Raw genomic sequence first — 13,763 nt, forward strand, 5'->3', positions numbered from 1 at the left:
TACCTAGCAAAGGGAAAACTCAGTGTCTTTACTGAGCAACAAAGGGCTCAAGTGAGCCCTAAATATAAAACCGTCTTTTTCTATCGATTATTGAAGAAGCGCTTCAAATGTTAGGTGAACATTTGAACTTGCTTTGTCCGCTAATGGGTTGTCTTTCAGTTCACCTTTGTAGTTTGCTTTCATTACGTAACGACCCGCTACATCTGGTGTAAATGTAATTTCGCCATTTTCATCGCTCACCACATCAATCTGCTCTTGGTGGTTACGATAAAGTGTACCTTCACGTGTAATTTCCGCAGTTACGCCTTTCTGAATCTCTCCGTTGTAGAAGAATTGGAAAGTAACCGGTTCACCTTCAATGATATCTGCAGGGTGAGTAATAGGTTTCATCTCAAGCAGCTTGCCTTCAATCTCAAACGCCTTCTCAGTCGGCTTACCCACGGTAATGTAGCTTTCCGCTCGGGTGTAGCTAATTTGAGTCACAACATCACGAGCCTTTTCAGGAAGCAACGCATCACGCTCTGCTTTGTTAGCGCGCATCCATTTTACAGTGTCGCGACGGCCTGCTTTATACTGCGTGTAGTAAGAAGGAACGTTGTTTACCGCGACCTTGTGCGTGCCTTCTTCTTCAAAATAGAAGTCAAAGCTTGAACGGCGTTTACCGCGGATAACAAAGTTTGGGCGCTCTTTGCGGCCATCTGGCATGATGATTTGTGCGCTTTCGCTACCAGCAGGCTTATCAAAAACAAATGTTCCGTGAGACGCTGTCACATCAAAAGTTAACCAATCGCCGCCCTCTTTAGAAACTGTAAAATGAGAAGGAAGAATCCAGCGTGGGTGTGCTTGAGCCGTTGTGGTCGCTGCAAGACCGAATGCCATAACGCCAGCGAGAGCTAACGCTTTCATCTTTGTTTGTTTCATCATGAATAAGTCCATTCTTTCTGTATAAATCGATTAATAGAGTTTTAAAGCTGCTTATGTGCTTTGTATTTCGTAGGGTGATTAATTCACTAGGTAATCTAGAGTAATTTCGCCAGTTTCTTCGGTAGGCTTTAGTTGGTAGCTGACGTTTTCGCTACCGAGCATTACTTTTTGACGTAAGTAGTTACGACCACCGTGCTCACGAACCACTTCGATGTGAATCGTGTATTCGCCTTGTTCTAACTTTTCACCGCTATCACTTTTTCCGTCCCATACGAATCGGTACTGACCAGCTGGGCGCGTCGCAGAAGTAACCGCATCAACCAATTCGCGGTCGTAACGCCCTACTTTTCTCCACCAACTACGGAGATCTTTCAGCCATTCATCTTTACCCACCCACAATTCGATGGTTTTTACAGATTTACGAGAGCTATCCTCCACCCATACAGCAACATAAGGCCTTGCGTACATAGTGGTATCAATTTTTGGTAATTCGAATTGAACGTCTAACTTTGCCGATTCAGGCAACGATTGAGCCATACTGAACGTCGGAAGAAGAGAAAGCGCAATCAGAGCTTTACTCCAGGTGATTTTTTTCATTATTTAACCTTAAAAAGTCCATTTAACTTGTTTATAGCGCTACTAAACAGCACTACGGAACAGCAACAAAATAGATAAACCAAGACAACACAGATCCAAACAGCATCCACTTAATCGATGTATTGAGCGTTTTCTTTTTGGGAAGTAATAAACACACACCAGTGATCACGAAGAAGATCATCAAAAGCGCAGTGATATCGATGAACCACTTCCATACCTCTCCGCTATTTCGACCTTTATGCAGATCATTGAGCAAAGCGATAACGCCATAATCTGTCGTCTCAACTTCAACGGTTTGCATCACCACATCTGCGAACACAGACGCGTTATAACCTGGTCCTTTGAAATCCATTGAGACTTCGCCAATCAATAGCTCGCCATCTTCAATTTCTGTATAGATGTCCAGGCCTGAAGGCGTACCCGATATGTCTGCTTTTTCAACCAAAAACTGTTGAAAAGCTTTTGCATTAGGGGTCAATCGCTCATTTTGAACCGTGAATAGGTGACTAGGTAAGGTCAATGAATGACTTTGAATATTTGGCTTCGAAGCCTCAAAAAGCTCTGGCCTATTTAGAGTGATGCCAGTTACTGAGAAGAACAACACCACCAGAAGAAGTGCCATTGAGATATACACATGAAGGCGGCGCGCCCACATTTGAACCGCCCTACTTTTTAACCACATACCAAACGTACCTATAATATTTATGGGCGACAATTTAGTTGATAATCATTCTTATTGGCATTCAATTTACATTGTTTACGTTTGTAAGGCTTTTGGAGTGATAAGTGATTGAATTTAGATGTGAGATTTATAAAAAAACGCCATCAACGTAAGTCGATGGCGTTTTAAATAGAGTTTAGAACAAGGCCTTATAACTTCGAGAGTTAGACAGCGTCGTTATTGCTCACTCTGCGGAGCTGAGACAGGTATTTGATCCAACCTTGAGCCGTTTTAGAAGACTCTAGATTCTCTGCTTTCTTGGCATGAATCAGAGCTTTCTCAAGGTCTTTTAGTTTGTACCAAGAACGAACTTTAGCCAGCGCAACATCCGCTTGCTTATCCTTCTCTTTGACTTTATCCAGTTCGACCAAGGCTTTGCTGTAATAACCCTGTTGCACCATGAGTTGAGCAACATTCCAGTGATATTTTGGTTTCTGCTTAGCCGCTAGAGTCCAGATTTCAATAGCTTGGTCCCATTCGCGAGCCAATTGCCAGTACGTTGCTTGCTCTGCAAGTAGCTGCGCGTCACTCGATGCGTTACTCAGCTTACTGATTTCTTTTGCGGCACGTTCTGGAATACCACGTTTAGCATACAGTTGTGCCATTAAACGACGATCAGAGTCGCTGATCTCGACACCTTGTAATTCAGCCAATGCGAGTGTGTTCAACGCATCTCGACTACGATCTAATGTGATCTGAATACTCGCCAAGTAACGCCACCATTTGGCCTGGTCCGGTTGTAGAGTTATCAAACTTTCGAGCGTTTGAATAGACTGCTTCCACTGTTTGAGTTCGTATTGAGCACTAAATTTAAGTGATAAAGGCAGGAGTTCAGGTGCCTTGTTGAACTCCTCATATTTAGCAATCGCTGATAGAATTTTTTGCCAACTCTCAAGTCGATACTCTACTTGAGCAATACGTAACCAAAGCTGATCTGTCTTTTCAGTCTCCGGTACAGTTTTGACCAGCTCGTAGTAATGAGGTAAGGCTTTTTTAAACTCTTGTTCATTCAATAACAGATCAGCCAACATTCGTTGCGCAAACCAAGGTTGATCATTTAAAAGAAGCCCTGAATCAACAGCATATGTTAACTGCTTGATCGCTGCTGATGTGTTATCAGTTTGCCAATAGTAACTACCTAGCCGAAAAGATATATACGCTTTGTCGTAGGCTCGCTCAGTTTCTATACTAACCAGAGTCTCTATAGCTTCTTTAATTTTCTCGTCTTGCGCTAACTGACCAGCTTTCTGCACACGTATCGCTGTATATTGACTAAGCTCCTTGGCTTCTATGACAAAGGGCATCAATATCAGGCCTGCTAACATCCATACTTTTTTCATCATTTATCCATCTTAAAGTCAATTTTAACCGTTATCCCTGTTTGAGCCACTGCTTTACCATTGACTATCTTAGGTTGGTACTTCCACTTTTTGAGCGCACGCATGGCTGCGCGTTCAAACATACGCCTAGGTTCAGCACCAATTACTTGAATATTTGTTGGGCGTCCAGTTTCATCGATAGTAAAACTCAACGAAACAAAACCTTCTGCACCACGCTTTAGTGCCTTGGCTGGATATCGAGGTTCAACACGATACAGAGGCATCACTTGTTGACTCGTACCGATATCCGAAAACGTTGGCGCTTTAATAGCAACTCCTTCGATTGCAGTGTCCACATCCAACGCTGGTAATGAAGACATCGTATTCAAAGGCGTAACGTTCGCTTGCGATGTTGAGGCTTGAGCTTCTGGTGGTGGCTCTGGCATCTCTGGTTGCTCTGGAACGGCACGTTGTCTTCTCTGAACTTCTTGTTCTTGCTCCATCATCACCATGTTGAAGGTTAGGCTCTCACTTTTCTCAGGAGCACGTTGGTGACCATTGTCCACCATCCAAGCCATAAACGAGAATAGAGCCAAACCTAAGGCACTGGCGATAGGTAGAGCGAGAAATAAGCGAATCATCGGCGAACTCCCCTACGCTATCGCTGTTCAGCGGCAAGCGCTATGTTTTTAACGCCAGCACCTTTCGCAGCATCCATCACCTTAACAACTGTGCCGTTATAAGCATGCTCATCCGCTTGAATGACAAGTGATGCTTCAGGTTGCTCAAGCAGCAAGTGTTCAAGGGTCGCTTGTACACGCTCAACATCAATCAGACGTTTATCAATGTAGATATCATTAGCTGATGTTATCGCAACAAAGATACCCGCATCTTTTTGGCTAACAACGTTAGATGCTTGAGGGCGATTAACTTCCACCCCAGACTCACGTACAAATGAGCTCGTCACGATAAAGAAGATAAGCATGATAAATACAATATCAAGCATCGAAGTCAGGTCGATTTGAGCCTCTTCGTTTTTGGAATGACGTCTTCCGAGTCTCATCGTTGACTCCTTAATGATTTTTCTAATTTTATTTCTAAGCGACTGCATACTTTCGCCAAACGAGCATGAACAAACATACCCGCTAAGGCTGCAACCATACCTGCCATTGTTGGCAGTGTAGCTAGAGAGATGCCCGAAGCCATCAGCTTAGGATCGCTACTGCCTTGTGTCGCCATTACATCAAACACAGAGATCATGCCCGTTACTGTGCCAAGCAGACCTAGCATTGGACAGATTGCAACTAAGAGTTTGATGAAGTTTAAATTCTGATTAAGTAATAGGCTTGCTTGACCCAACCAACCTTCTCGAATCGCTTTCGCGTGCCAAGACGATTGGTCATGTCGTTCATTCCATTGTTCAATCCAGGCTTTACGCTGTTTTGGGAAATAAAACGCCAAGTAAAGAACGCGTTCAACTACCAGTACCCAATATACGAGTACGACAGCAGCCAACCACCACAGGACGAAACCGCCCTGCTCCATGAAATCAGACAAGGATAGCAGCCAGTCACTGGAAAAAAGTGAACTAGACAACAAGATATCCATTACGCCGCTGTCCCCATTGGCTCAACATCCGCCTTTGGTTGAGTCGCTTTTTCTGCTTGCTCAGCAACTAAACCAATACCCTGTTTCTCAAGGATGTTACGAATATTCTCTGATTGAGTGCTCAATAAGTTGTGAGCTAATAGCAGTGGCATTGCAGCAACAAGACCAAGAACTGTCGTAACCAGTGCCATAGAAATACCACCAGCCATCACTTTTGGATCGCCATTACCAAACTGAGTAATCACTTGGAAAGTTTCGATCATACCTGTCACAGTACCCAATAGACCAAGCATTGGAGCCAGTGCTGCAAGCAGCTTAAGCATCGACAAGCCTTTCTCTAAATGCGTTTGCTCATCTACTACCGCTTCAAGTAGACGCAGTTCCAATGCTTCAACAGATTGAGTTTGCTCTTTATTGTAAACAGCAAGAATACGACCTAGAGGGTTATTACCTGGTTGTTCAGGCTTCTTAAGTTGAGAACGAATCTTGTGTCGAGCAACCGCAAGTGCGATACCACGAACAAGTGCAATGATAAGACCAATCGCAAGTAGACCAAGAATCACTTTACCTACTACACCACCCGCTTCTAGGCGGTCTTGAAGGCTTGGAGTCAGAGCCAGTTGCTCTAGCATGAAACCACGTGACGGGTCGACAACGATGTTAGATGGAGTACCAGACGCCAGTGTGCTCAGTGATGTAAGCGTTGGACCGTTATCCGGTTGCTTAAAGTAAGCGATAGCATCGCCACGCTGTGTGTTCCAGTTAACGTAGCCTTGCTCTGTCACTAGGCCTAATGAACCGATACGGTAAGCATCAACTTGACTCGTTGTACCCTCACCATCAATGAATGCGATCTGATTCTTCGAAAGCTCGCTACTCGCTTGAATCTGCTCAGACATGCTTAACCACAGTGCTGTCAGTTGTGGCATCGAAGGAAGAGATTTCGCGTCGATGATTTCATCAACAGTTTTAGTGTGCTCAGCACGGTCAACACTGTTTACTGTGTTGTGAAGCTCAACTTCAAGCTCTTTGGCATTTTGACGAACAACACCAAACAGTTCACCAAGGCTACCTGTCTCTAGGCGCAGCTTCTCTTCAAGGCGTGCTAGCGTGTTTTCATTGTCGCTAAACGTCTTTGTCAAAACATCTGTCTGTTCTTGGATCTGCTTACGCTTTGCTTCAAGTTCAGCACGAAGTGCTTTTAGTTCTTTCTCTGTCTGTTTAAAGCCAGATTCACGAGCAACGTTATGCGATGCTTGAGCTTTGTTTTCAGTCGCTGCTTTACCAACAAGTTCATTAGTGTTTGCGTGAGCAAAGCCAGAAAGAGTCAGTGTAGAGATACAAATTAAGGTTGCTAAAGGTTTCAGTTTCATTATTTAGCCTCCGCAACAGTCAAAGATACAGGAAGAGTGATCAGGCTTGGTGCCGCCTGTTGGCTTGCGATATCAAAAGCCTTATCTAGCTCAGATTTCATTGAAGCATCTTGAGCTTGCCATTGATTCGCCACTTGGTTCCAAGACCAGTACTGAGTGCCATTCAGATTACGAGCTACAAGAGAAGCGCGACCTAAATGAAGTACGTCTGCCTCAATCACTTTGTTATCGCTAAGCTCGATACGGCCTTGGTAAACACCCAGTTTGATACCGTAATCCATTTCAATTTGGTACGCTTCAAGAATACGGCGGTATTTTTCTGCATCGCTAACATCTGCGCGTGTCATCATCGCTTTCAGCTTTTCGACACGTTCTAGACGTTGTTCTTTTTTAATTGGTACATCTTTCTCGACCAATACCTGCAAGCCATCAATCATCTGATACATCAGTGGCACAACACCTTGACGTGTGTATTTGATCTCATCGATCTGAGCATTAATGCTGTCAGCTTCTTTATTTTGGCTTTCAACTAAGGCAGCTAGGTGGTCGTGATAAATTTCTAGGTTTTTCACTTCTTCCTGTAAGCGCTCAATTTCCGCTTTGAGGGCTAAGCTCGTTTCAGAGCTTTTATCGATAACCTTTTGGCTTGCAGCCGAGGCGTTGTTGGTCTTGTTTTGGATAGCTTGCGCTTGATCTAAGCTGCTTGCTATTGAAGACGTTGCCATCATGCTAATCGCTAGGGCAAGACTGGTTTTTAGAAGATTCATAGTTGTCGTCAATTACTTTAGAAGAAGTTCAAATGAATTTTATTGATAAGCACTCTCATTATCATTAAAAGTCACTCACTTGGCTAGGGATATTTTTGTAAAAAAATAACGAACAAAGGGGAAAGCCAAAACTTCCCCCCTATTCATTAACTTAACGTCTATTGTTTGCTAACAAATTAGTACTTAACTTGTAGCGTCGCCATGTAGTTACGGCCTTCGCCAACCACTACACCACTTGTGCTACCACCCTCTAGGTAGTCAGTATCAAATAGGTTTTCTACATTGAAACGAGCTACAAAGTCTAGGTTCTCGTCGTATTTAAACGTGTGTGCCACACCCATGTCTACGCGAGTATATGCATCTTTCTTGAACGTGTTTGCACTCTCAGCATAACGCTCGCCTACGTGGTAAACACCTAGGTTTACATCTGTACCGTTATTGAATGCATATGTAGACCAAATGCTAGCAGTGAACTCAGGCACGTCAGCTGGCGTTTTACCTTCTAGTGCAGGATCATTTTTATATTCTGCATCTAGGAACATTGTTGAAGCGCTTAGAGAAAATGCTTCTGTTAGGTAACCCGTCGCAGCAAGCTCAGCACCAGTGTGAACCTGTTCACCCACTTGCGTTGTGATTTGGTCAGCACCATTTACTGGAGTTGCTAGGTCTTCTGTAACTTGCATGTTCGATTGCGTAATCTGGAATAGTGCGCCAGAAACAAACAAACGCTCATCGAATAGCTCCCACTTAGTACCTACTTCGTAAAGTGTACCTTTCTTCGCATCTTGCTCTTTACCGAAGTTAACATCACTTGAATCAGAAATTTCACTTACTGGCTCAAAGCTCTCAGAGTAAACCGCGTAGATAGAGCCATTTTCTGCTGGCGAGTAGATTAGACCCGCTTTAGGAAGAATGTTGTTGTAGCTTTCTTCTTTATCAGAGCTGCTGATGGTCTTATCGTAAGCGAAACGAACACCCGCAAGAACCTGCCACTGTTCATTTAGAGTCACTAAGTCTTGTACATATAGACCGTAGTGTTGGCTCTCAGAATGAGACACTGAGGTATCGTTCTTGTAGCTGATGTCTGATGGCATGTCGAAGCCGTTGCCACACTCTTTGATTGCTTCCGCTTCTGTTGCATTTTTACATGCGTAGCCTGATGCGTACAGACGCTTGTAATCGTAATGAAGACCGTTAGCACCAACTAGTAGACGGTGGTTTACGCCAAATGCATCGAAGTCGCCAGTGAAATCAACGTAAGCTGTGTCAAATGTCCACTCGTCATGACGGTCCGAAACTTTGTAGCCATACTCGCTGCCAGTTTGGTAGACAGTATTGTTAGACTCTGTACGTTGACGCTCGTAGAACTGACGTGAGATACCCGTCTTTACAGACCACGTTTCATTGATGTTTGCCGCAATCGTTGCACCGTAGTTTGCTACATCGTTGTCTGTCTGCGCAAAACGTTGGTCGTTAACGATATCTGGGTTGATCACTTTACCCGTAGTTGTATCGATCTTTGAACCATTGTCTAGATCACCTAGCTCTTGCGTACGGTCGTAGTGTAGAGAAAGCATCACATCTTCGTTAATGTCGTAATCAACGAATAAGCCACCAACAAAACGTTCTGTTTCTACATCAGTGCCATCAAAGCGAGTGCGGTATGAATCTTGGTTTTCTTGAGAAACAATTACGCGAGCGCGAAGTGTTTGATCATCGTTAAGAGAACCGCTCACGTCAGCAACAGTGCGAGTGTAGTTATCAGAACCGATATCTTGGCTCACGTTCACTTGAGTCTCGTAAGTAGGCTTCTTAGCTACCATGTTTACAAGACCACCCGGTGCAGACTTACCATATAGTAGACCTGCAGGGCCTTTCAGTACTTCTACTCTTTCTAACAGTTCAACCGGTTGGCGGTAGTGTGACCAGTGTTGTACGCCATCACGCAGGTAACCTGAGCTACTTTCAAGAGAGAAACCACGTAGGCTAAAACGTTCACGGTTCGTTGATTTCGAACCTGCAGAAATAGAAGCATCATTCTTTAGTACTTCACCTAGCGTGCTAGCACGTTGCTCATCGATAATTTGCCCATCAATGATTGAAACTTGTCCTGGAGTCTCTAGCTGAGTTGCCTCCATGCGCATTGCTGTTGTGTTAGTGTCTGCCTTGTAACCGTAGTCACGGCCTTCAACAACCATATGCTCATCTGTTTTTGCTGTTTCTGCTAATACAGCTGGTGACGCCAATACTGCGCCAATCACCAAAGCCAATGGGCTTTTTGAAAACATGTCCTTTTCTCCGACTCTTTTTTATTATTCAAGTAACTGTCCTTTCGGTACGTTGCTTGATCTACCGTTTCCGGTACTACTGAATATTTCGGAGGGGAATATAAGTGATAACCATTACTATTTGCATTAAATTTACAATCTTTGCATTTGTAAAGTTATGTAAAGGCATTGCGGTAACTGCCCGTTTTATTAGGTTATTTACTCAGTTACCGATATTGGATTCACGCATTATTCGCTTAAATGTCGAATCAGTGCGATTTCAGCCGCAATCATGCGTTAAAAGCCGTTAAGTCGATACGAAATCATCCTTTCATATGTAACTCGATCCACTTCACTGATTATTGAGAAAGCCATTAAAAATCAGTAACAAATGTTAAATATAATGATCTAACTTTGTGTTTATTTTGTTTTTATCGATAAAAATCAGGTGACTTTGATCACATCTATAATTCTGTCTAACAATTTTGTTTTTTTATTTAATCTTGCGACTGCTAATCTGCCGCTCACTTTGAAAGGTCTCAAAGTTATAATTAAAAGGAGTGTTCTAAATGAATACCAAGAAACCTATGTCTCTGACCGGCCGCGTTATTCTCGGTATGGTCGCAGGTATCTTAGTGGGATTCGCCATTCAATCCCTATTTGCAGAAAGTGGCTTTGTTAATACATACATTGTTAACGGACTATTCGAAGTCGGCGGCAAAATCTTTGTTGCCAGCTTAAAAATGCTTGTTGTTCCTTTGGTCTTTGTATCACTAGTATGCGGTACTAGTTCTTTGAAAGACCTATCTACGTTGGGTCGTATGGGCGGTAAAACACTGGCTCTTTACATTGGTACTACAGCGGTTGCAATTACCCTTGCTCTAACAATCGGTAATTTCTTCCAACCTGGTGCTGGTGCTGACCTAACCGCAGCTAGCTCATTCAAATCAGCTGATGCGCCTTCTCTAGGCCAAGTCATCATCGACATGTTCCCAACCAACCCTATCCAAGCGATGGCAGAAGGTAAAACACTTCAAGTAATCGTATTCGCGGTATTGTTTGGTATTGCAATTAGTGCAGCGGGCAAGCCGGGTGAACGTATTGCAGCTGTATTCCAAGATCTTAACGAAGTAATCATGAAGCTTGTTGCGCTACTGATGAACCTAGCGCCTTACGGTGTGTTCTTCTTGATGGCGAAACTGTTCTCTGGTCTTGGCTTGGGTGCGATTTGGAACCTTGCTGAATACTTCCTAGTTCTTGCGGGTACCCTTGTACTTCACGGCCTAGTGACTTACAGCTTAATGCTAAAAGGTTTTACTGGCCTAAATCCAATTACGTTCCTACGTAAAATGGAAGACGCTATCATGTTCGCATTCTCTACGGCTTCTTCAAACGCGACAATTCCTGTAACAATGGAAACAGCGAAGAACCGTATGGGTGTTGATAACAAAGTAGCTTCGTTTACTGTACCTCTAGGCGCGACAGTAAACATGGACGGTACAGCTATCATGCAGGGTGTTGCAACAGCGTTCATCGCTCAAGCGTACAACATCGACCTATCTATGACTGATTACCTAATGGTTATCATGACAGCTACCCTAGCCTCTGTAGGTACAGCAGGTGTTCCTGGTGTTGGTCTGGTTATGCTAGCAATGGTTCTTAACCAAGTTGGTCTACCGTTAGAAGGTATTGCTCTTATCATGGGTGTTGACCGTCTACTGGATATGATCCGTACTGCGGTTAACATTACAGGTGACAGCGCAGTCTCTATTATTGTTGCTAAGTCAGAAGGTGCATTCGACGAAGCACGCTTCAACGACCCTGCAGCAGGTGAAAAAGAAGAGCAAGTGAATCTAGCTCGCCAAGCATAATCTCTTTTCACAAAATAACGCAACGCCGCTTCTCATGAAGCGGCGTTTTTGTTTTACTTTCGCCATCCATAACCAACCACTCTCATTCAGCTATAAACATATGTCTCATATATGAAAATCATTGCTTCATATTTACATAAAATCATAGATAGCTCTCGAGTAATTGGTACAATAACCGTTAAATCATCTCGGTATAAGTGCTCATATGGATCAAGAGCTTACAAACAACAGAAAACGATTCTTACCAACAGCAAGATTGGTATTAGCGAATCAGATGCTTGCGATACGTGAAGGGCTTCTTTGGATCCTTCCTTGCCTGATGATCTCTTCTCTCATTTTATTCTGTGCCTCTATCGGTGAGTTTACCGTTGGCAAAGATAGATATTGGGTTCAAACGCTCTATAACGCTTCTCATCAGTTAAATACAATATTCCCTATCCTTTTGACTGCTGCGCTCTCTTACATCTTAGCGATGCAATGGCGTCTGCCTCGCCCACCTATCGCACTTATCTCTATTGTCTATCTTGCGCTGTTCCATCAGATATTCTCTGACGTAAAAGTTACATTTGAACTCATCATTTCGGTAGTAACTCCACTCTATAGCATCCCGCTGATTGCTTTCTTCTATCGAAAGAAATGGCTAAAAATTGTAAGAAGTGAACAAGTAGGAAAAACGGTAAAAGATTCACTCAACCTTATTGTGCCTTCAATCATTGCTGCAGTTTTAATGTTAAACGTCAGCTGGTTGCTTGTATCACTCTTCAGTTATTTCCTCGATTTTGGTGGGCTTGACCACCTGTTCGAGTACTCCTCGCTAGCATTCGGCGTTTTGTACTCACTATTTAACTCCTTCTTGTGGTTTATCGGCATCCATGGTTACTACGCACTGTTACCTTGGATCGATGTTTTGATTGCAGCGGTGCCTGAGCAAGCATCACTGACTCAAAACACCCCAGCAGTAAATCACTCCATGATGGCTATCTTTGTTTTTATTGGCGGTTGTGGTGGTACATTGGGCTTAGTAATCTCACTGCTTTTCTTTGCCAAAGACAGAGCCTCCAAACTGATCGCGATAGCCGCCTTACCGTTAGTACTTTTAAACATCAATGAAATCCTATTATTCGGGCTTCCAATCATCTTTAATCCGCGACTGTTTTGGCCCTTCCTTATTGTTCCTGTCGTTAACTTAGTTATATCTCATACGGTACTCACTGCGGGCCTTGTGACGATACCATCGGTTGTTGTCCCATTCAGTAGCCCGGTGCTCTTTAACGGCTGGTTGGCGACTCAGGGGGATTTCAATGCGGTGTTACTGCAATGCTTACTGATCTTGGTTGACCTTACTATTTACACGCCATTTGTAATGCGAATGAACAAACTCAATCTAGCCGACCGCATCGCATTTCCATTTTTTGACTCTAGTTACTCTAGACGTCGTGAAGAAGCCGACGTTTTGAGCGCAGATAGAATCTCCGAAAAAGTGAGCAAGCAAAAAGCGACGCTGGAATTAGAACAAGGTTTACGCCGCTATGCTCAAATCGATTTCTGTATGGAGTATCAGCCTCAAGTTCAAACCGCATCAGGCAAAGTAATTTCGTGTGAAGCATTAATTCGAGCCAAAGACCCGGTGTCCGGTGAGATACTCTACCCTGGTGCATTCCTTCCCTATTTCGAGCAAGCGAACATGATGCCAGATATCGATTTATGGACGGTCAAAAAAGTGGTGTCCGACCTCAAGGTCTCTCAAGTAAATCAGTTGGTGCTACCTACCAGCATCAACATCACACCTGAGACTCTATTAGATAAAGAGGTAATGAACCGTATTTGTCGAACCATTGAGCCCGTAGCCAAATGGGTCCGTATTGAGATCACTGAAGAAAGCTTAGTTACAGACACAACTAAAGTGTTGGAATCACTACAACGCCTCAAGAAACTCGGGTGTAAGATCTTCCTAGATGACTTTGGCGTTGGTTTTTCATCTTTGAGCTATCTAAATCAGTTTGATGTGGACTGCATTAAAATTGACCGTAGCTTTGTGTTAGCGTTAGACAACGAAAAAGGCAAACGGGTCTTCTACGCAATGTTAAGAGTCGCTCAAGAGCTAGATTTAAGCTGTGTGGTGGAAGGCGTTGAAACTCAACAGCAACTCGATTTAATTCCTCATGACGACTCTATTTCGATACAAGGTTGGTATTATTCTAAGTCGCTCTCTCTCACAGCGCTGCAGCATTATGTCAAACAAGCCAACGCGACAGCGGCGTAGAGTAGAAACGAAAGCGGCCCCTTAATACAGGAGCCGCTTTCATGTTATCTATC

12 protein-coding genes are annotated in these 13,763 nt (G+C 43.6%); 2 read left to right on the top strand and 10 right to left on the bottom strand.

Going from position 1 to position 13,763, the window contains the following annotated elements:
* Nucleotides 1-87: 87 nt before the first annotated feature.
* The 10 genes from AC6R05_RS13020 to AC6R05_RS13065 all read right to left on the bottom strand — a co-directional run bounded on the left by AC6R05_RS13020 (nt 88) and on the right by AC6R05_RS13065 (nt 9,597).
* A complete protein-coding gene (locus tag AC6R05_RS13020; RefSeq protein ID WP_150869537.1) occupies nt 88-924 on the bottom strand; it encodes a DUF4198 domain-containing protein in 837 nt (278 codons plus the stop codon).
* A gap of 78 nt (nt 925-1,002) precedes the next feature.
* Nucleotides 1,003-1,521: a DUF2271 domain-containing protein gene (locus AC6R05_RS13025; protein ID WP_285464599.1), complete on the bottom strand. Its 519-nt coding sequence runs from the start codon at nt 1,519-1,521 to the stop codon at nt 1,003-1,005.
* A gap of 52 nt (nt 1,522-1,573) precedes the next feature.
* Complete coding sequence (locus AC6R05_RS13030) at nt 1,574-2,203, bottom strand: PepSY-associated TM helix domain-containing protein (protein ID WP_500647610.1); 630 nt, start codon at nt 2,201-2,203, stop codon at nt 1,574-1,576.
* Between the two features lie 203 nt (nt 2,204-2,406).
* Nucleotides 2,407-3,585 (bottom strand): tetratricopeptide repeat protein, encoded by a 1,179-nt coding sequence (locus AC6R05_RS13035; protein ID WP_500647611.1) that lies wholly within the window; start codon nt 3,583-3,585, stop codon nt 2,407-2,409.
* The gene (locus AC6R05_RS13040; protein WP_032552485.1) at nt 3,582-4,202 is read right to left on the bottom strand and encodes an energy transducer TonB; all 621 of its coding nucleotides are present in this window, start codon (nt 4,200-4,202) and stop codon (nt 3,582-3,584) included. Before AC6R05_RS13040 ends, AC6R05_RS13035 begins: the two co-directional genes overlap by 4 nt.
* A gap of 17 nt (nt 4,203-4,219) precedes the next feature.
* Nucleotides 4,220-4,624: an ExbD/TolR family protein gene (locus tag AC6R05_RS13045; RefSeq protein WP_032552484.1), complete on the bottom strand. Its 405-nt coding sequence runs from the start codon at nt 4,622-4,624 to the stop codon at nt 4,220-4,222.
* Nucleotides 4,621-5,169 carry a MotA/TolQ/ExbB proton channel family protein gene (locus AC6R05_RS13050; RefSeq protein WP_239840062.1) on the bottom strand — a complete coding sequence of 183 codons (549 nt, stop codon included), beginning with the start codon at nt 5,167-5,169 and terminating at the stop codon, nt 4,621-4,623. Before AC6R05_RS13050 ends, AC6R05_RS13045 begins: the two co-directional genes overlap by 4 nt.
* Nucleotides 5,169-6,542 carry a MotA/TolQ/ExbB proton channel family protein gene (locus AC6R05_RS13055; protein ID WP_500647612.1) on the bottom strand — a complete coding sequence of 458 codons (1,374 nt, stop codon included), beginning with the start codon at nt 6,540-6,542 and terminating at the stop codon, nt 5,169-5,171. Before AC6R05_RS13055 ends, AC6R05_RS13050 begins: the two co-directional genes overlap by 1 nt.
* A complete protein-coding gene (locus AC6R05_RS13060; protein ID WP_500647613.1) occupies nt 6,542-7,309 on the bottom strand; it encodes a DUF3450 domain-containing protein in 768 nt (255 codons plus the stop codon). The genes AC6R05_RS13055 and AC6R05_RS13060 overlap by 1 nt, the downstream gene beginning before the upstream one ends.
* 176 nt (nt 7,310-7,485) lie before the next feature.
* On the bottom strand, nt 7,486-9,597 hold the full coding sequence (locus tag AC6R05_RS13065; RefSeq protein WP_500647614.1) for a TonB-dependent siderophore receptor: 2,112 nt from the start codon (nt 9,595-9,597) through the stop codon (nt 7,486-7,488).
* Between the two features lie 548 nt (nt 9,598-10,145).
* On the opposite strand from AC6R05_RS13065, the gene AC6R05_RS13070 reads away from it, so the two are divergent.
* The gene (locus tag AC6R05_RS13070) at nt 10,146-11,447 is read left to right on the top strand and encodes a dicarboxylate/amino acid:cation symporter (protein WP_032552479.1); all 1,302 of its coding nucleotides are present in this window, start codon (nt 10,146-10,148) and stop codon (nt 11,445-11,447) included.
* A 205-nt stretch (nt 11,448-11,652) separates the two neighbouring features.
* Entirely contained in the window at nt 11,653-13,710 is a 2,058-nt protein-coding gene (locus AC6R05_RS13075; protein WP_500647615.1) for an EAL domain-containing protein, read from the top strand.
* The last annotated feature ends 53 nt before the right edge of the window (nt 13,711-13,763 follow it).

The sequence above is a fragment of the Vibrio sp. R11-SG3-ISO9 genome (genome assembly GCF_059834255.1).